The organism is Paenibacillus gansuensis, assembly GCF_042684925.1.
Lineage (GTDB): Bacteria > Bacillota > Bacilli > Paenibacillales > DY6 > Paenibacillus_N > Paenibacillus_N gansuensis.
In genome coordinates this window covers 413,593-432,888 of record NZ_JBHUME010000008.1, presented here as the reverse complement: position 1 = coordinate 432,888, position 19,296 = coordinate 413,593, and the positions used below count along the sequence as shown (strand labels likewise).

Genomic DNA, 19,296 nt, shown 5'->3' with positions numbered 1-19,296 from the left:
AGGGAGAGGACCAGATATGACATTTAATGGACTTGGAATGGGACTAGGCAATCTATCCCGCGTATCGAATGCCAAAACGAGATCGATCAGCCCGGAAAACTTCACCGGCGGGAAGGGCGCAGGAGCCATGGCGACAGAAGGCACAGGCGCAGCTTGTGCCCGTGACCTCGGCATAGGCTGGAAGATTTCCCCTTCCGTCTGGGTAGAAGGGAATAAATCGTTCACCATGGCTGAAATCGAAGGTCCCGGCGTCATCCAGCACATCTGGCTGACTTGTCCGCCGGAACGCTGGCGCTCGCTCATCCTTACGATCTATTGGGACGACGAGACGGAACCTTCCGTGCGGGTGCCGGTCGGCGATTTCTTCGCAAACGGCTGGTGCGAGCGCAGCAACGTGAACTCCCTTCCGATTTCGGTGAATCCCGCCGGCGGCTTCAACAGCTATTGGGAAATGCCTTTTCGTAAGAAAGCCCGGATCGAAATGGAGAATTTGAGCCACGAAAATTCGGTGCTTTATTATCAAATCGATTACGCTTTAACGGAAATTCCTGAAGATATGGCTTACTTCCACGCGCAGTGGAGACGCAGCAATCCGTTGAAATTCAAAGAGGTTCACACCATCTTGGACGGCGTAAAAGGCAAAGGGCAGTATGTCGGCACTTACCTGGCCTGGCAGGTGAACAGCAATAACTGGTGGGGCGAAGGCGAAGTCAAGTTCTACATGGACGGCGACGGCGAATTTCCTACCATCTGCGGTACGGGTACCGAGGATTACTTCGGAGGGGCTTGGAACTGGGATATGAACAATCAATATACGACGTATTCCACCCCGTTCCTCGGCATGCATCAAGTCATTAAACCGGACGGCTTGTACCGCGCAAATCAAAGATTCGGCATGTATCGATGGCATGTTATGGATCCCATCCGTTTCGAGGAAGACCTGAAAGTAACGGTGCAGGCACTTGGCTGGCATTCACATGGACGGTACTACCCGTTGCGGGACGATATCAGCTCCACCGCTTTCTGGTATCAGCTGGAGCCGCACGTTCCGCATCCAAGCCTTGGCACTGTGGACGATCTTGAAGTCGTTTAGGCGTATCACGGACCTGCAGACAGGAGGAGCCAGGATGGAACAGAAAGGAATGGTCATGGGTGAACCGGGACGGAAAGCGGTGGATGACGCTTCCGCTGTCCTGAAGCGGCTGTATTACACGGAGAGAGAATGTATGAGGGTTCTTGGCGGATATTTGGTCAGTGTATCCCGCTGGGAGCTTAAGACTAAGCTTCCTTACCATATCTGGCAGGATTCCTTGCGTGCGGATGCGCTTCGCACACGCGTGTTAGAGCTTCGTTATCCGAGAAGAGACGTTGACCAGGATCAGGACGAGGCGTTAAGCCGGTACCTTCATCAGCAGATCCGCAGCTTGAATGATGCGGAATTGATTGCAGGGGTCTACTTCGTTACGAAGGAGGCGCTCGTAGAGGCCTACGAAACCTACTTGGCAGAATCGGATCCCCTGGACGATGCGCCGACCTACGAATTTATGAGACGGTTCCCGGCTGAAATCCGCAAGCAGCTGGACGAGATTCGCACGGTCTATGATGCGTTGCCGGAGGTTCAGCAGGGTGGGGACGAGAAGCGAAAACAGGCTCTAGCTGAGCTCCTAAGCGGGATCGGCGGCTTGCTGGGAACTAGAGAGGCAGCAAATGCTGTGCATCTTCCCGAGGCCCTTATTCGGGAGCCTTACGAACCTCCGCTGATTCCTGCCCGGGATCCGCGGTTCTGCAAGGCGGTCTACCATATGCCGCCTGTGGAATGGAACACCTTCCTGGAACACCAAATCTGGGGCGGCATTAATCATGTGAATGAGATATGGGCAGCGGAAGTGCCGGGCATTGTTCTTTGGAAGTGGGACGACATGCCTTGGGAGTTCTATTTGGAGACGGCGCGCTGGTGCTTTGACGAGTCCCGCCACTGCATGATGGGTGAGCAGCGGATGAAGGCCTGGGGGTTTGAGACGGGAATGGACTACCCGGTTGTCGGCGACCATTACGAGTCGGTGTCGCATATGGGGGAGCTTGCGCTGTTATGCTTGCTACATGATTTCGAGATCAACGGACCGGGACTTAAGAGCACGTTCAAGGCCAAATTTGAAAACATGGGCGATACTGCGAGCTCTCAGGATTTTGACTATGACTGGGCGGACGAAAGCATCCATTTGCAGTACGGGTACAAGTGGTGCCTGCACCGGCTCGGAGGCGATATCGATAAGCTAGAGGACTTGAAAGAAGAGGTCAGAGAGGCCTGGAATACATGGATTGAGCAAGCGCATCAAAAATGGGATTATGAGCCGTTCCTCAGCGGGCTGCGTAAGAAAATCAAAAGCTTTGAGGTGAAGGCAAATGAGTGACTATCGGATTACATTGGAATCGGGCGAAACCTTTCTTGCGAAGCAAGGAGAGCTGCTGCTGGACGCGGCTCTCCGGCAAGGGGTAACAATAGATCATTCCTGCCGAAACGGCACGTGCAGAACGTGCTTGTTCGAGGTAGTAGAAGGCAGCGTAAACCAGGAAGACAAGACTCTGTGCATGATCACCGAACAAGAGCTGGAGATCGGCAGGCGCCTCCTCTGTATGTCTACGGCGAATAGCGATGCCGTACTCAGCAAACCGCAGCGCCGCAGGCGAGCTTCTTCGCTAAGAGGATAGAACAAAGAAGGAGAAGGGGAGAAACATAATGATCAAAGCTAGAATGAACCGGATGTTCAGTGCACAAGGCAAATGTTTTGATGTGGCGATTGATCACGGATTTTTCAATGAATATTCGTTTCTTGGCGGCATTGAGAATATGAGGGAAGCCGTTCGCACCATTGTCCAGGCCGGACCGGACTGCATCCAGCTCAGCCTTGGCCAGGCCGGACATTTACAGGAGATTCCGGGCAGACAGAAGCCGGGACTCGTGCTTCGCACGGATGCCGCTAACATATATGGCAGCAAGCTGCCGGAAAAGCTGTTCAGCGAGTTGATTGACTCGGCAGTCGAGCATGCCGTACGGATGGATGCTGTCGCCGTATGCGTGAATTTACTGCTGCTCCCAAGCCAGCCTGAGCTGCACCGTCAATGCGTACGGAATGTGATGAAGCTGAAGACGGCGTGCGAGCAATACGGCATGACGTTAATGGTGGAACCGCTCGTGATGCTTCCTAATGAGATGAAGGGCGGTTATATGGTAGACGGGGATCTGAACAAAATTATGCCGCTCGTTCGGCAAGGTGTTGAGCTGGGAGCGGATGTGATCAAGGCGGATCCTACGGACCATGTGGAGGATTATCATAAGGTGGTCGAAGCGGCCTCCGGCATTCCGATCCTCGTGCGCGGAGGAGGCAGAGCTTCCGACGAAGAGATCGTAACCCGTACCGTCAAATTGATGGAGCAGGGCGTTTCAGGTATTGTGTACGGCCGGAATGTGATCCAGCATCCGAACCCTTCGGGGATGACCAAAGCGTTGATGGCGATTGTTCATGAAGGGGCTGACAGAGACCGCGCTTTGTCCATCTTGAGGGGGGAATGAACATGAGTAAACAGATCATTCGCTTTGGCGTCATAGGCTGCGGTTTGATGGGCAAAGAATTTGCGAGCGCTGCTGCGCGTTGGTGCCACTTGACAAGCGTGAACTTCGAGCCCCGCATCATCGCTGTCTGCGATGCCAACCAGGCCGCTATCGACTGGTTTACGGCATGTGTGCCTTCTGTGAAGCGCTCCTACAGGGATTACAAAGAGCTGCTGGCCGATGAGGAAGTGGATGCGGTGTATTGTGCGGTTCCGCACAACCTTCATGAACGCATCTATATCGATATCATCCAGGCGGGCAAGCATTTGCTCGGAGAAAAGCCATTTGGCATCGACAAAAAAGCGAACGATGAAATCATGGCTGCTTTCGCTGCTAACCCGGAGGTTGTCGTTCGCAGCTCCTCGGAATTTCCGTTCTTCCCGGGGGCGATGCAAATTAGCAAGTGGGTCGGGGAAGGCAGATTCGGCGACATTATCGAGGTGGAGGCCGGTTTCTGGCATTCCAGCGACTTGAACCCTACCAAGCCTATTAATTGGAAACGGATCGTGGCAACTAATGGCGAATACGGCTGCATGGGCGATCTTGGCCTGCATGTGCTTCATCTGCCGCTGCGCTTCGGCTGGAAGCCGAACAGCGTCAGAGCGCTGCTGTCCAAGGTTGTTGACCAGCGCCCCGACGGCAAAGGCGGCTATGCTTCCTGCGAAACCTGGGACAACGCGATTTTGGCTTGCGATGTCAAAGCGCAGGGCCGCGAATTCCCGATGATTCTTTCCATGAAACGTGTTGCGCCCGGTCATGCCAATACCTGGTTCCTTCGCGTGGCGGGGACAAAGATGTCAATGGAGTACAGCACGAAGCAGCCTAAGCAGATTTCGTATCTGCCCTATGAGCCGGGCGGCAGCCAAGCATGGCATATAGAGGATGCAGCCTATGTATCCGCGTACCCGACGATTACGGGAAGCATCTTCGAATTCGGATTTTCCGATTCCATTCTTCAAATGTGGGCGGCGTTCTGCGATGAAATCACCAATGGCAGTCAAATGCTTCAGCCGTTCTATTGCGCGACGCCCGAGGAAGCGGCGGACAGCCATCGCCTGTTCACGGCAGCGCTCGCGTCCCATGCGGAAGGGGAAACCATCAAGCTGAACTGGGAGGGATAAGATGGCCTCGCAGCAAGAAGTCATTGTCGTTGCCGGACATATATGCCTGGACATTATTCCGGAGATGAAAGCCGTTTCAGGAACCCTTCACGAGCTGCTGGTTCCCGGCAAGCTGGTGGATACCGGACCTGCGGTGCTGTCGACCGGCGGCGCGGTGTCCAATACGGGGCTGGCGCTGCACCGGCTGGGGTTCCCCGTACGGCTGATGGGCAAGATCGGAGACGATCTGTTCGGCCGCGCCGTTCAGGACATTCTTCGCTCCTATTCACCGCAGCTGGCGGAAACGATGGTGGTCGCGAAGGGAGAAGCAAGCTCTTACACGATCGTCATCAACCCTCCCTTGGTGGACAGGGTTTTTCTGCACTGCACCGGTGCTAACGATACGTTTCATGCCGCAGATGTCGTAGAGGATACAGTCAAGCAAGCGGGCATGTTTCATTTCGGGTACCCTCCACTGATGAGAACCATGTACATGGAGGAAGGCAAGGAGCTCAAGGCGGCGCTTCGCAAGGCGAAATCATGCGGAGCCACAGTCTCGCTTGACATGGCCAAGCCGGATCCCGCGTCGGACGCGGGAGCGGCGGACTGGAAGCGGATCTTGAGCCGTGTGCTGCCGTATGTAGATCTGTTCCTGCCAAGCTTTGACGAAATTGTATATATGCTTCGCCGTGATGTTTACGATGAGCTTTCCGCCAAAGCCGGAGGAGGAGAGTTGATTCCGTTCGCCACACGGGAACTGCTGACATCGCTTGCGGATGAACTGATCGCCAAGGGAGCGGCTGTTGCAGCTATTAAGCTGGGTGAGCACGGTTTGTATGCCAAGACGACAAGCGATGCCGGCCGCTTTCGTGACATCGCCGGCAGAAGGCCGGACGGCTGGGAATCGGAATGGCTGGATCAAGAGTATTATGCGACGTGCTACAAGGTGGAAGCGGCAGGAACGACGGGAGCGGGCGACTGTACGATTGCCGGCTTCCTTGCCGGCTGGAACACTGGAAGGTCCATGGCGGATACGATGAAAAGCGCCGTCGGCGTCGGGGCCTGCAATGTTGAGAAGGCTGACGCCGTGACGGGCGTGCCGAGTTGGCAGCGGGTAAGGAGCCGTATTGATGCCGGCTGGGAGAGCAGAGCGATGGCGCTCCCGCTGGAAGGTTTGGTAAAGGTATCAAGCGGCTTGTATTCCAAGCCGGACAGAAGCTGAGGAGGTCAGGAGATGAAAAGAAGCGAAGTAAAAGCCGCGCAGCAACGCGCATCCAAGCTGTTTGAGAAGGTTGGCATCGTTCTGTCGCCTTCCGAGCTCGACCATATCGAGGTAGCATCCTTCGGGCTGGGAGAACTGGAAACGCAGGGCCTGGAGCTCGTTACATATGTCAACACAAACCGTTATTGCGCGAAGGAGCTTGTGCTGTTCCCGCATCAAACCTGCCCCGAGCATCGTCATCCGTCGGTAGAAGGCGAGCCGGGCAAAATGGAAACGTTCCGCTGCCGGTACGGCAAAGTGTTTCTGTACGTGGAAGGAACGCCGACAGCAGCTATACAAAGCATTGTGCCTGCGGGAAGCGAGCCGTATTATACCGTGTTTCATGAAATCGTACTGCATCCTGGCGAGCAGTATACAATTCCGCCTGATACATTGCATTGGTTCCAAGCAGGGGCGGAGGGAGCTGTTGTCTCCGAGTTTTCCAGCACAAGCCGGGATGAATTCGATATGTTTACGGATCCCAGAATCCAACGTATGCCGGTAATTATCGAGGATATCTAGACAGTATATGAAGGAGAAGGAGGAGGCGAAGAATGGAGCTATACGGCCGGAAGTGGACGCGCAGAGAATTGGAAGCCCGCGTAGGAAGACTGGAACAGATTGGCGGAATCAAAAGGGTCCTCGGAGCGGAAGGAGCCGAAACCGGCGTGGAGCTGATTCAAGTCCGCACGGGTGCTGGGCTGTCTTATATCGTAAGCCCGACCAAAGGACTGGATATCTCGCTGGCCGAATTCGGCGGCTCTCCCATCAGCTGGCAGTCTCCAAATGGAGATGCACACCCTTCCGCTTATGACGGCGAAGGCAGCGGCTGGCTTCGCACGGCGTCGGGCGGACTGCTGATGACATGCGGGCTGTCGAATGTCGGCTCTCCTTCTTCGCTGCAAGGCCGGACCTATGGCATGCATGGGCGCGTTCACCATTTGTCCGCCTCTCACGTATGCGCGGAAGGCAGATGGGATGAGGATCACTATACGATGAACATTCGGGGCCAAGTGGATGAAACGTCGATATTCGGCAGCCACCTCCGCATGTATCGCGAGGTTCGCAGCCGTCTGGGCCAAAATACCATTGAAATCATAGATACCTTAGAAAATGCCGGCTATCAGTCCGCTCCTCATATGATGTTGTACCATTTCAATTTCGGGTTTCCGCTGCTCGATGAAAGGACCGTGATGCAGTTTCCGTCGGAGCGGGTAAATGCCAGAGACAAAGGGACCCCTGCAGAAGGGTACGATATATGGGAGTCTCCTGAAAATGGTTACCGCGAGAGAGTCTATTATCACGAATTGCCCCAAGGGAAAGACAGCGTCCATGCCGAACTGTACCAGCCGGCTTTTCCCGTGGCCCTTGGCACCGTCCCGCTTCGGGTTCGCTTGACCTGGAGCAGCAAGACGCTTCCCAGGCTGGTGCAATGGAAGATGGCCGGCGAGAGGGAGCATGTACTGGGCATCGAGCCTTCGAATTGCGGCGTGGAAGGCATTGCAGCCGAGCAGAACAAAGGAACGCTCACCGTGCTGCAGCCCGGGGGACGCGTCCGCTATCAACTGCGGCTCGACCTTTCGTCAGGCACAGCAGAAGGGAGCAGTGACCTATGAATGTGACATATAATGAGCGCCAGCTCCAGCTGCTTCACATGCTGGAGAGGGAAGGCGAAGCTAAGGTTTCCGAGCTCAAAAGCCATTTCGGCGTAACCGAAATGACCATTCGAAGAGACCTGGAGCGTCTGGAGCAGTCAGGTTCCGTGCGCCGAATCTTCGGAGGGGCGATCTACCTCGGACGCGATATTACTCTGAAGGAACGGGCGGGCATGCTGCTGGAGGAGAAAATCAGAATCGGCAAACATGCGGCTTCCCTGATCCGCAGCGGCGATTCGATCTTCATCGATGGAGGAACGACCGCCTACCAGATTGCCAGGCATGTGCCGGAGGGCATCGGAGTCACCGTCGTCACCAATGCGCTGAATGTAGCCCACGAGCTGTCGGACAAAAAAATAACCACCATTGTCACCGGCGGCCTGATTCAAGAAGCGACATCCACGCTGGTGGGGCCGCATGCTTCCGCTACGTTGTCAGGCATGGCCTTCAACCGGGCGTTTCTCGGCGCGACGGGCGTGTCCGCCCGCCATGGCTTTAGCAACTCCAATATATATGAGGCGGAGATCAAGCGAACGGCCATCATGCAAGCCAATGAGACGGTCGTGGTCCTTGACCATTCCAAATTTGGTGCCAGCGAGCTGTTCTCGTTTGCCGAATTGAAAGCGGCCGCCCGGATCGTCACGGATCGCGGGCCGGATGAAGAGTTGCACCAAGCCTGCCTTGAGGCGGAAGTAGAGATTATGGTTTGCCCGTAAATCAACTGAATCAACGGAAAGGGTGCGAATAAAGTCCATATTTTAAAGGAGATAGGCTGCCGGCACGCAGACTGGTTAGGGCGGGTGGCCATCTTTGTTGTCCCAATTATGAATGCGCTTTCATTGTTATATCCCTTACAATGGAGTTGCAGCCGGTCAGTCCGAGAAACCACCATATCGAGGAGGTTTTATAATGAAGGCCATGGTAAAGCTCAAACACTTGATCAGCATGGTTCTGGCGCTCGTGTTTCTGTTCTCTACCTTCACGTCGGCATCCGCTTTTAAAACACAGGGAATCGTAACGGGCAGGCTCTATAACGAGTTGAGTACGAACCTGACGGCATTCCAGGAATTCCAGGACCTGAAGCTGGGATGGATACGTATCGAATTCGAAGAATTTTACGGTGTTCCAGCGGGCTCTACTTTTACGTCGGCTGCCGTTCAGGCCAACAAAACGAAGTTCCAACAGGTCATTGCCAATGCACACAGCAAAGGACTTAAAGTACTCGGGGTTATCGCAAACAGCGCAATTCCCGATATTCCGAATTTCCCGAATACGGACGCCAGCATTCAAAGCTTTAAGAGCGCTGTGCAATGGCACTTGGACAACTACAACGTAGATGCCATTCAAATTTGGAACGAACCAAGCGCCAACGTCAAATTTACGAACACGAATCTGGCCCGGTACGCCAAAACTCTCATCGAAGTATATGCACTCAAGCCGCAGTATCCTAACGTTAAGTTTGTGGGACCCGCAACGGCCAACGCTGAAGCAGGTGTATGGCTGGGCCAGCATGGATATGGCTACGATCCCGAGAACAGCATCTTTAACAGCACCATTATGCTGAACTACAGAGCCGCCAACAACGGCAAGCTGCCGCTGGATGTGATTTCCTGGCATCCGTACGGAACCCAAGGCGATCCGAACGGCAACTTTTATTTTGGCAGAACTTTTGCAACTTATTACAATGAAATTAAAGCATATACAGATGTGACGGGACGCAACGTTATCGGCAGCTATCCGATCTGGTTTACGGAATACGGCTGGGATGCAAACCTGGTCGGGGAGGAGAACCAGCGTATTTATACAGAGAGGATGATCGGCCTGATTTATGCCAGACCCCAAATTGAAATTCCGTTCCTGTACGGCTTCCGGGATGATGAAGATGGACCCGGCACGGAAGACAAGGCGTTCGGCATTCGCAAAAACTCACTATTCGGCTATGCCAAAAAACGGGTTTTCTATCCTTTCGCATCCCACAGTTCGATCGTTGGCCTCTTCACTCAGGACGGCGTGAACGAGTGGACTGTCGACCAGATTATCGATAAATATTTGAGCAGCGGCGGAAGAGCTGCTTACGGGGACGCGTATCGCCATTCGAATGCCCCTTGGTACGGAGATAAAGCGCATTACTGGGGGCCGGGCAACAATGGCATCATTCAGCAGTTCAACAATGGCTCATATGGCGAATGCGGTATCCTGTTAAAGGTCGGCGCTGCGAATGCCTATCTGCTGAAGGGCGGATTCTATACGTTCTATGTGAACAATAACGGCCCTTACGCTTACGGTTGGCCGACAAGCGATGAGTATTACGACAGCGCTACGGGATATGTCATGCAAAAATTTGAAAATGGCAAACTTCGCTGGAAGAGCGGAGAAGCCGTAACATGGGTATCAAACTAAGTGCCGTTCTCAAACGAACCGGTACTTGACTTTGCGGGACGTATACCTTGGATAAAGCGAAATTTAGAAGAGAAATGTCCGGAGTATGGCTTGCCAGTACAATATAGCACAAAGAAACCCGCACCGGTTGGCGCGGGTTTTTTTTGGCATTATTCCATCGGATCGACTACTGAGCCTTCGCCTTAAAAAACGTCTTCAGCGCCTTATACACTTCACCTTTTTCACGGATGACGTGATAGAGGAAGTTCGGCTTGTGGATATGGCGGTAAGCGGACATCAGCGTACTGCTCCGGTTGTACTGGTTCACTTCGCCGTAACCGAACATGTTGCACCTCTCCAGCAGCTGATCAATGAGCTTCACGCAGCGTTCGTTGTCGGAGGTGAGGTTATCGCCGTCGGAGAAATGGAACGGGTAAATATTGTAACTGGCCGGCGGATACCTCGAGTCGATAATATCGATCGCCTTCTGGTAGGCGGAGGAGCAGATCGTGCCGCCGCTTTCCCCCTTAGTAAAAAACTCTTCCTCGGTTACTTCCTTCGCCTCGGTATGGTGCGCAATAAATACGATTTCCACCTTTTCATATTTGAAGCGGAGGAAGCGGGTCATCCAGAAGAAGAAACTCCGGGCCATATATTTCTCAAAGCTGCCCATCGATCCGGATGTGTCCATCATCGCAATGATCACCGCATTGGAATGGGGAGTCACGATTTCTTCCCAGGTTTTGTATCTCAAATCGTCCGGAGAGATCCTGTGGATGCCCGGATTGCCGTCGCGGGCGTTGCGCCGCAGATTTTCAAGGATGGTCCGCTTTTTATCGATGTTAGACTGGATTCCTTTTTTCCGAATATCATTAAACCGGATTTCCTTCGTTTCCAGCTGATCCTTATCCTTCTCTTGCATATTCTGCAGCTCGAGTTCCTCAAACAGCATCGTCTGCAGCTCTTCAATGCTGATTTCCGCCTCTACATAATCCTCCCCGGCCTGATCGCCGGCCCCTTCGCCTTTGCCCGGTCCTTTCGCCGCTTGAGGATCCGTGCCCAGCACATCGCCGACCTGACTGTCGCCGTCGCCTTGGCCGACATGCTTGCTTTTGTTGTAATTGTAAACAAAACGGTATTCGTCCAGGCTTCGAATCGGGATTTTGACCGTCTGCTTGCCGTCGGACATGATGATACTCTCTTCCGTAACCAAATCCGGCAGGTTCTGTTTGATCGCCTCGCGGACTTTTTGCTGATGACGGGCCTGATCCTGATAGCCCTTGCGGTGAAGTGACCAGTCCTCGCGGGAAACGATAAAGAGGGGTTCGTTCATGCGCGCACCTCCGTAGCATCGATTGCTTACTTTTAAACCCGGCTTACCTAGGTATGTTCCAGTATATTCGGTACGGGTGTAACTGATGCAGGAGAGGGGGCATGGAAGCCAGAGTACAAGCACGAAACGGGAACTTGAATCAAAAACAGCCCCCCGTCCATGACAGACGGGAGGCCGTAGCTATTACGGACTGGTAAGAGAGCGGGCCTTCCTTTCGGCACAGGCCTTCAACACACGCTCTACTTCGGACGAAAACACAGGCTTGGAGATAAAATCCGCCATTCCGGCAGCCAGGCACATTTCTTTGTCTTTATTCTGGGCAAAGGCGGTAACCGCTGTAATATAAGGATACAGTCCCTCTTCCGGCTGCAGCTTTAGAATTTCAGCCGTGGCTTCAAGGCCGTCCATAATAGGCATCTGCAGATCCATCAGAATCAGCTCGAAATGCCGGTTCTGCGCGGTTAGCAGCGCTTCCCGCCCGTTGACGGCACATTCGGCGGTATATCCGAATCTGCGAAGGATGGCGAGCAGCAGGCGCCGGTTCACGTCGTTATCGTCAGCCAGAAGAATACTCAAGGGCCCGAAAGCTTCCTCTTTCTTAGAGGGCTCTGGGGAAGCAGGTACATAGACCGGCTTCGTGAACTCCGGTTTCGACAGACGTCCCGGAACCCGGTACGGCAGGGTGAAATGAAAGACGGAACCCGCGCCGGCCTCGCTCTCAGCTCCAATTTCCCCGCCCATCAATTCCACCAGCTTTTTGCAGATGGCCAGTCCAAGCCCCGTTCCTCCATATTTGCGGTTAATTTCCGGATGGAGCTGGGAGAACGATTGAAAGAGCCGGCTCTGCATCTCCAAAGGAATGCCGATCCCTGTATCGGTCACCTTAAACTTTAAAAACTTAGACTCGCCAAAGGGTGTATCGGCGAGCGAGACCGAAACCCGGATATAGCCTTCGTCCGTAAACTTTACGGAATTTCCTACAAGATTGATCAGAATCTGCCGGAGTCTTCCGGTATCGCCGAGAATGTATTTGGAGACGCGCTCATCCATATCCCAATCCAGGGTTAACCCTTTACCGCCCACCTTAGGGGCAAACAATTCGGCCACGCTGCCAATGACCGAGGGAAGATGCATTTCTTCTTCGGTCAGCGTCATCTGGCCTGCTTCAATTTTGCTGTAATCGAGAATTTCATTGAGAATGTGAAGCAGCGAATCGCTGCTTTGCATGATGGTATCGGTATAACTGCGCTGTTCCTCGCTGAGTTCCGTATCCGACAGCAGATCCGCCATGCCGATAATTCCGTTCATAGGGGTCCGGAGCTCATGGCTCATGATGGCAAGAAACTCTGATTTGGCCCGGTCCGCTTGTTCAGCCGATTCTTTGGCCTTAATGATTTCTTTTTCTCCGGTAATGTCATGAAAAACGGCTACTGCACCTTTATACTCGCCTTTGTCCCATAACGGTGTAATCTGGTAGTCCGCAAGAAAGCTTGATCCGTCTTTTCTCCAAAATACAGTTTCTTTATGGAGCAGCACGGATTGATCCGCCACTGCTTTCTGCAGAGGCATTTCATTCCATGCAAAAAACATGCCGTCCTGACTCGTTTCCTGGATGAGGGAAGCCAGCGGCTGGCCGATGATGCCGGCGGCGGGAAGCCCAATCAGTCTGGCTCCGGCAGGATTCGCCAGAATCACTCTGCCCCCGTCATCCAAGCCGAAAATCCCTTCCGAAACCGCATTTAAAATAAGAGTATGTTCGTAGCTGAGCTTTTCGATTTGTTCGGTACGGCGGATCCGTTCCGTAATATCGCTTGTAATCCCGAACACGCCAACAATCTCGTCTTCCACGATAATTGGTATGTTCGTCGAGTTTATCTCCACGTGATGCCCGTCTTTATGAATAATTGTTAAGTCGTAGCTTTGCGGAGTGCCTTTCACAGCCTCGCCGAAATGATACTGCGTCTTGGCCAGATCCTTCGGATGCACAATCGGTCCCCAATACATCCCGATCAGCTCTTCAAGCGTATACCCTGTTATTTTTTCTAAATTGGCATTAGCCGTTAAGTAATCCCCGTTCAGGTTCATGGAATAAACGGCAGCCGGATTGTTATCGAACAGGGACTTATAGTGCTGCTCCCTTTCCCGCAAGCGCTGTTCCATCCGCCAGTGATCGGTCACGTCCTGCGCCATGCCGATCAGGTGGGCCGGCTCTCCTTCGGGATTCCGGGTCACTTCCCAGATCAGGTGGACCACTTTCAACCCAGCTCCAGGCAAAACTATCTTCACCGTCGACTCCCCTGACTTCCCGGATTCGATGACTTCCATAATAGCTTCTGTCACATGCTCTATGTCGTCAGGGTGGACAAGGGAAGCGAACACCTCGGGAGAAGTTTCAACGGGCTGCAGCGCATAGTTGAATATCCGCCTGATTTCATCGGAGTAGTACAACATGGAGTTAGGGATATCCCAGCTCCAGGTGCCTGATTGGGATATCCGCTGGGCGATAGCTAATATCTTTTCACGGTTTTGCTGAAGTCCGGTGCTCTCTACGGCAAGGGGGGGAGTGCCGTTGGGAACAGTCAAAGGAAGCTGTATAGTGAACAAAATACCGGGTTCCCCTTCATGCTCCAGCCATGTTAACGAAGCAGGCACCTGAATCACATTTCCTTGTTTATGGCGCAGCTGCAAAGTCACGGTACGGGGGAATTCTTTTTCAATAAGCTTTTCTATGTAATGAAGGTCCTCCACGAATATAGAGTCGAAAGTAAGGCCCTCTAACACGCCGGGTTCAAACCCTGCCAAGGAAGAAAGCGCCGGATTTACCTTGTGCCAGGTTCCATTTGATTTTGAAAACAAGGCAATACCGAAGGGAGCATGCGCAAACGCTTGTCTGAACAAGGACTCCTCTGAAGCTAAGATCATAGTGGTGCTGCCTCCTATTTAAATTCCGAATACAAAATCATAGTTTAAGATTATCAAAATTATTAACATCGTACACTGATTTTTAAACAACGGATGAGAACCTGCACGGCGTATATCTCTATAGCAAAAGAACACCTCCAGGCGTGGTGCCAAACTATCACTAATGAAACTCTTTCCGGAAGTATGCTAGTATAGAGGGTACGTTTGTTTTTAAATAGAGGGGGTGCATCGAATGAATTGGAGGGGCCGTTTAGGAATTCGTTCCAAAATTTTGTGGAGCAGCATGATCAGCATCCTGTTATTTATATTCTCGATGCTGTTGATTAATAATCAAATTAATGAGCTGAAGAAAGAACGAAATTACATCATCAGTCATGATTTCCAGGTACAGGAGTTGTCCAACCGGATCGAAAAAGATGTGCTGGATATGGAGACAGGCCAGCGAGGCTTTATCATAACTGGAGATCCGGCTTATCTGGAACCTTACAATGCAGGTATCGCCAACTGGAAAATGAACATCCAGAAGCTGCGGTTACTGCTGGAACAACAGCCTGGGCTGCAGCAGAAACTGGATGAAATCGGGACGCTCATAGAAAGCTGGAGCGCCGCGGCAGGCGAGCCGTTGATTCAGCTTCGCAAGGAGAATAAAACCGGACAGATCCAGGAATTTTTCAGAACGGATCCGGGTAAAAAGGAAATGGATCAAATCAGGACACACTTGTCGGATTTCCGGGAAGCGGGACTGGATTTGACAACTCAAAGAGCTGCCGAACTGAATGCGAGGAATCACAAACTCGAAACCATCATTTATGTTTTAATCGCTTTTGTATGCGCTGCTGCCCTCTTGTCGTCTTTTTATATCTCGAATTCGATTGTCCGGACCATTCAAGACGTGACCGCTTCAATCCGGCGCATCACGGCTGCCGGAAACAGCCAAAGAATTACAGTGCGCACACAGGATGAGGTGGGCGAGTTAGGGATCGCTACCAATGAACTGCTGGATAAGGCGGCTGAATATAACTGGCTTCAGTCTAATATTGCGGAGACAGCCGCCTTGTTACAGGGGATTACGGATAGTAAAGCTCTCGGACAAGCCTTTTTGGGGAACATCGCTCCTTTGCTGAACGCTTCTTATGGAGTAGTGTATTTCCGTTCCGATAAAGATCACAGCCATTATCTGAAACTGGCTTCCTACGCATCCGGAGCGGGGGATATCGGGGTAAGTTCCATCCGGGCGGGGGAAGGTTTAACCGGACAGTGTATAACTGACAACCGAATGATGTATCTGGACACAGTGCCCCCCGATTATATCCGCATTTCGTCGGCCCTTGGCCAAGCAGCTCCTAAGCAGCTGATGATTTACCCGCTTGTGCACGATTACCAGGTATTGGGCGCATTGGAGCTGGCATCTTTTGCACCGTTTACCGCTTCCCACCGGGAGCTGTTGGCAGAGGTTGTCAAGATCGCAGCCATTGCTTTACACAGGATAGAAACCAGGATGGAAATCGAGCGTCTGCTGGAAGAGTCTCAAATGATGACCGAAGAACTGCAGGTTCAGACCGAGGAGCTGCAGGCACAGGCGGAAGAATTGCAGGCACAGGCGGAGGAACTTGAGACCCAGCAGGATCTGCTGTTGTCGGTAAACAGCAGGCTGGAGGAACAAGTCCGCTATTCGGAACAGAAAGCCGGCGAACTGGAACGGAGCCGGGAGGAGCTGGTTGCGTATTCGAAACAGCTGGAGGAAGTTTCCGCTTATAAATCAACCTTTCTTGCCAATATGTCGCATGAACTTCGCACACCGTTGAACAGCATGCTTGTATTGTCCCAGATTCTCTCCGAGAACAAAAAGGGCCGTCTGAGCAAAGAGGAACAGGAATATGCCCGGGTCGTTCACTCGGCAGGTAACGATTTGCTTGGGTTAATTAACGATATTCTGGATCTTTCCAAAGTGGAGGCCGGTAAAATTGAACTGGCCGTGGATCAGGTCAATTTGATGGAGCTTCCTCAATTGATGAAATATCAGTTCGGGCCGATAGCGGAACAGAAACGGATTCAATTTACTATTGAACAAGCGGACGATGTTCCTTCTGTGATCCGGACGGATGAACAGAGACTTCACCAGATTCTGAAGAACCTGATGTCCAATGCGTTCAAATTTACGGAGCGGGGAGAAGTCAGGCTTTCGGTAGCAAAAGCAACCAAGGAATTCTGCTTGCAAAACGGGCTGCCGGAGGAAATTTCGGGGCAAGCGGTTGCGATCTCCGTTTGCGACACAGGCATAGGAATTCCCGATTCGAAGCTGGATCTGATATTTGAAGCGTTCCAGCAGGCTGACGGGGCTACGAGCCGCAAATACGGAGGAACAGGACTGGGCTTGTCGATATCCCGTGAATTTGCAGCATTGCTGGGAGGATCGCTTCATGTGGTCAGCGCAGAGGGAAAAGGAAGCACGTTCACGCTGATTCTTCCTGTGAATGCCGAAGAGATTCAGGAAAAGGGTGCGTCAGCTCCGGTCTACGAGGAGATAGCCGCCGCCTTGGAAACCCCGCTTCCCGAAGCGTCTTCCGTGGTGCAGGATGGGATGATGGACTTCAAGTCCGAACTGCTGGAGAATGAAATATTCAAAGGAAAGAAAGTACTGATTGTGGATGACGATATCCGGAATACGTTCGCTCTTACTGTGGCGCTGGAGCAGGCCGGCGTGGAAGTGACGGTAGCTGAGAACGGGGAGGAATGCCTTGATTTGCTACAAGGGAAAGACAGCTACGATCTGGTACTGATGGATATTATGATGCCCGTGATGGACGGGTATGAAACCATGCGCCGGATTCGCAAAATGCCGGAATGGTCGGAGCTGCCGATGATTGCCCTTACGGCCAAGGCGATGAAGTACGACAGGGAGAAATGCCTGGAGGCAGGCGCTTCCGACTATATCAGCAAACCGCTGAATATGGATCAATTGCTATCCATGATGCTGGTATGGCTGGTGAAACAAGAGTAATTTTGAAGCCGGCAGAGGGGCGATTTATCCTTCTGCCGGTTTTTTGTTTTGTTCCAGCCACCGGAACATCCGGGAGATGGCTTCCTTGTGTATGGGTGCCGGGAGATGATGCCCGTATCCCTCATAGCGGTGAAACATACAAGGAAGGCCCTCCTTCTTTAGTTTCTCATACAAGCGGAGGCTATGGCCGATATCGACCTGCTGGTCCTCAGAACCGTGCATGACGAGCACGGGACAAGCCAGACGCGAAACCAACCGGATGGGGGAACGCGAAGCATAAGCTTCCGGCTTGCGGGAAGGGGTGCCTCCGAGCACACGTTTCAGCATGCGGCGAAGATCGATACGTTCTTCATAGGTGACGGCCAAATCGGACACGCCGCCCCATAACACTAGCTTATGGATTTGCTGGAGTCCGGCTGCCGTTTGGGTTGCGTTGATGGAACCGCGTGAGAACCCCATCACGGAAATACGGGCAGGGTCAACAAAGGGCAGGGTGCGCAGAAAACGGATGGCTGAGTTGACGTCTTCCTGGTCGGCGCCCCCGAATTCGTCTCTGCCTTCTCCGCCTTCATTCCCCCGGTAGCACGGGGCAAAGATCAGATGGCCGTGGGGGGAGAAGTCCTCCAGCCATGCAGTTTTGACGGCGCCTACTTTGCCTATGCCTCCCCGGCAATAAACGAGGACGGGCCATTTGCGGTCTGTCAGCATGCCGTCCTCAGCCAGCCGGGACTTGGCTATTTCCGTGACAGGAAGATTACCGGTTTGATAATAGTTCTCCAACGATGCCTGCAGCGCAGCTGCCGGAAAGTCGTAACCGTAGGGAAGGCACAAGTATCCTTTTACTTTATATGTATCTGATAGATAGGTAAGTTGATAAATCATATGTAGTCCCTCTGATCGATGATCTCATGTTTATTTTCTCGTTACTATAGTGGATGAACCCACCGAATGCAAATAGGTCCCCAAAAGTTTATGTCGATTCTGTAACGTTTTCATTCCAGTAGCGAACCTATGGTACACTATTACTAAATTAGGAATTCGAAAAGTCGGAGGGAATGGAGTTATGGCCAAAAGATGGATATTTTGGGGAGCGGTTTGCGCTTTTCTTTCCGTGGCAATCGGGGCTTTCGGGGCCCATGGTCTGGAGTCGGTTTTGGAGAAGAACGATACCCGGGCTACATTTGAAACCGGTGTGCACTATCACATTGCGCATTCGCTGGCTTTAGTGCTCCTTGGCCTTGCGGCCGATAAACTGGGTGAGCAGCGGAAGCTCCTTTGGGCCGGCAGGCTGATGATGGCCGGCATCGTGCTGTTTTCGGGAAGCCTGTACATTCTTGGCATTACCGGCATCAAAGTGTTAGGAGCCATTACACCGCTTGGCGGCGTAGCTTTCCTCACCGCCTGGGGACTGCTTGCCTCCGCAGCATGGAAATCCGGAAGCCGCTAAGGCTTCCGGATTTTTTTGGCTCTTTGGGATGATGATATTCACACAACCTTGAAGTCTTCGATCTCCTCAAGTGTAAACAAATATACGCTTTTTTCGTCAACATGGTAGACGGTTACATGGCCGGTAGTCTGGTCGAAGTTCAGGATCCGGCAGGGCATGCTTATTTTGCCGCCTTTTTCTTTGAGCACTGTTAAGCGAACCAAAGTACTGTCCCTGATGAAATCCATAAACGTTTCATAGATTTGTTCATTATGGGAATCCTGCTGGGCTGCCGGTTGGTCAGCCTTGGACGGGAGGCCTTGCAAAGGAATGCCGTTTCCTTCTTCGGTTCGGGCCTGGTCGAGCAGGCTGCCCAGGCGCACGCCTTTCAGGATCCGATAATCCTTAACGGCTGAAGTGTTCAGGGTATGAAGGAGCTTTTCCAGCGCTTCCCCGTCGGTTGCACCTTCCAGCATCAGTTCGATCTGATATATATATTTTTTAGCTTTTTGCGGTTCCATTTCGCTCACCTCTATGCCGCTGGCTCTATGTTGGTATTTCATTATAGCATGGCCGGGGATCAGGTGGTACGAAAACACACAGGGGCTC

Annotated in this window: 16 protein-coding genes; 12 read left to right on the top strand and 4 right to left on the bottom strand. The window is 52.6% G+C overall.

Annotated features, from left to right (window positions below):
- The first annotated feature begins 16 nt into the window (after positions 1 to 16).
- From ACFSUF_RS14290 to ACFSUF_RS14245, 10 genes are all read left to right on the top strand, one after another.
- Positions 17 to 1,093, top strand: coding sequence for a glycoside hydrolase family 172 protein (locus ACFSUF_RS14290; protein WP_377603625.1), 1,077 nt, complete (start codon positions 17 to 19; stop codon positions 1,091 to 1,093).
- Between the two features lie 34 nt (positions 1,094 to 1,127).
- Positions 1,128 to 2,411, top strand: coding sequence for a DUF455 family protein (locus ACFSUF_RS14285; RefSeq protein WP_377603624.1), 1,284 nt, complete (start codon positions 1,128 to 1,130; stop codon positions 2,409 to 2,411).
- Entirely contained in the window at positions 2,404 to 2,709 is a 306-nt protein-coding gene (locus tag ACFSUF_RS14280) for a 2Fe-2S iron-sulfur cluster-binding protein (protein ID WP_377603623.1), read from the top strand. The genes ACFSUF_RS14285 and ACFSUF_RS14280 overlap by 8 nt, the downstream gene beginning before the upstream one ends.
- A 28-nt stretch (positions 2,710 to 2,737) precedes the next feature.
- A complete protein-coding gene (locus ACFSUF_RS14275; protein WP_377603622.1) occupies positions 2,738 to 3,571 on the top strand; it encodes a class I fructose-bisphosphate aldolase in 834 nt (277 codons plus the stop codon).
- A gap of 2 nt (positions 3,572 to 3,573) precedes the next feature.
- A complete protein-coding gene (locus ACFSUF_RS14270; protein WP_377603621.1) occupies positions 3,574 to 4,731 on the top strand; it encodes a Gfo/Idh/MocA family protein in 1,158 nt (385 codons plus the stop codon).
- 1 nt (position 4,732) lies between these two features.
- Complete coding sequence (locus tag ACFSUF_RS14265; protein ID WP_377603620.1) at positions 4,733 to 5,932, top strand: carbohydrate kinase family protein; 1,200 nt, start codon at positions 4,733 to 4,735, stop codon at positions 5,930 to 5,932.
- Between the two features lie 12 nt (positions 5,933 to 5,944).
- Positions 5,945 to 6,493: a D-lyxose/D-mannose family sugar isomerase gene (locus tag ACFSUF_RS14260; RefSeq protein WP_377603619.1), complete on the top strand. Its 549-nt coding sequence runs from the start codon at positions 5,945 to 5,947 to the stop codon at positions 6,491 to 6,493.
- 32 nt (positions 6,494 to 6,525) lie between these two features.
- Positions 6,526 to 7,587: a DUF4432 family protein gene (locus ACFSUF_RS14255; protein ID WP_377603618.1), complete on the top strand. Its 1,062-nt coding sequence runs from the start codon at positions 6,526 to 6,528 to the stop codon at positions 7,585 to 7,587.
- Entirely contained in the window at positions 7,584 to 8,342 is a 759-nt protein-coding gene (locus ACFSUF_RS14250) for a DeoR/GlpR family DNA-binding transcription regulator (RefSeq protein WP_377603617.1), read from the top strand. The genes ACFSUF_RS14255 and ACFSUF_RS14250 overlap by 4 nt, the downstream gene beginning before the upstream one ends.
- Before the next feature lie 193 nt (positions 8,343 to 8,535).
- On the top strand, positions 8,536 to 10,026 hold the full coding sequence (locus ACFSUF_RS14245; protein ID WP_377603616.1) for a hypothetical protein: 1,491 nt from the start codon (positions 8,536 to 8,538) through the stop codon (positions 10,024 to 10,026).
- Between the two features lie 166 nt (positions 10,027 to 10,192).
- Here ACFSUF_RS14245 and yhbH read toward each other — a convergent pair whose 3' ends face one another.
- Together yhbH and ACFSUF_RS14235 are read right to left on the bottom strand one after the other, a co-directional pair.
- Complete coding sequence (yhbH, locus tag ACFSUF_RS14240) at positions 10,193 to 11,338, bottom strand: sporulation protein YhbH (RefSeq protein WP_377603614.1); 1,146 nt, start codon at positions 11,336 to 11,338, stop codon at positions 10,193 to 10,195.
- A 183-nt stretch (positions 11,339 to 11,521) separates the two neighbouring features.
- Positions 11,522 to 14,260 (bottom strand): PAS domain S-box protein, encoded by a 2,739-nt coding sequence (locus ACFSUF_RS14235; RefSeq protein WP_377603612.1) that lies wholly within the window; start codon positions 14,258 to 14,260, stop codon positions 11,522 to 11,524.
- 232 nt (positions 14,261 to 14,492) lie between these two features.
- Here ACFSUF_RS14235 and ACFSUF_RS14230 point away from each other — a divergent pair, with 232 nt between their 5' ends.
- Positions 14,493 to 17,261: a CHASE3 domain-containing protein gene (locus ACFSUF_RS14230; protein WP_377603611.1), complete on the top strand. Its 2,769-nt coding sequence runs from the start codon at positions 14,493 to 14,495 to the stop codon at positions 17,259 to 17,261.
- 24 nt (positions 17,262 to 17,285) lie between these two features.
- Here the strand turns inward: ACFSUF_RS14230 and ACFSUF_RS14225 are convergent, their stop codons facing one another.
- Complete coding sequence (locus ACFSUF_RS14225; RefSeq protein WP_377603610.1) at positions 17,286 to 18,143, bottom strand: alpha/beta hydrolase family protein; 858 nt, start codon at positions 18,141 to 18,143, stop codon at positions 17,286 to 17,288.
- Positions 18,144 to 18,324: 181 nt separating this feature from the next.
- Between ACFSUF_RS14225 and ACFSUF_RS14220 the strand changes: the two genes are divergently transcribed.
- Entirely contained in the window at positions 18,325 to 18,708 is a 384-nt protein-coding gene (locus ACFSUF_RS14220) for a DUF423 domain-containing protein (RefSeq protein WP_377603609.1), read from the top strand.
- A gap of 38 nt (positions 18,709 to 18,746) precedes the next feature.
- On the opposite strand, the gene ACFSUF_RS14215 is transcribed toward ACFSUF_RS14220, so the two are convergent.
- Positions 18,747 to 19,208, bottom strand: a complete 462-nt coding sequence (locus ACFSUF_RS14215; RefSeq protein WP_377603608.1) for a hypothetical protein — start codon at positions 19,206 to 19,208, stop codon at positions 18,747 to 18,749.
- Positions 19,209 to 19,296: the final 88 nt, after the last annotated feature.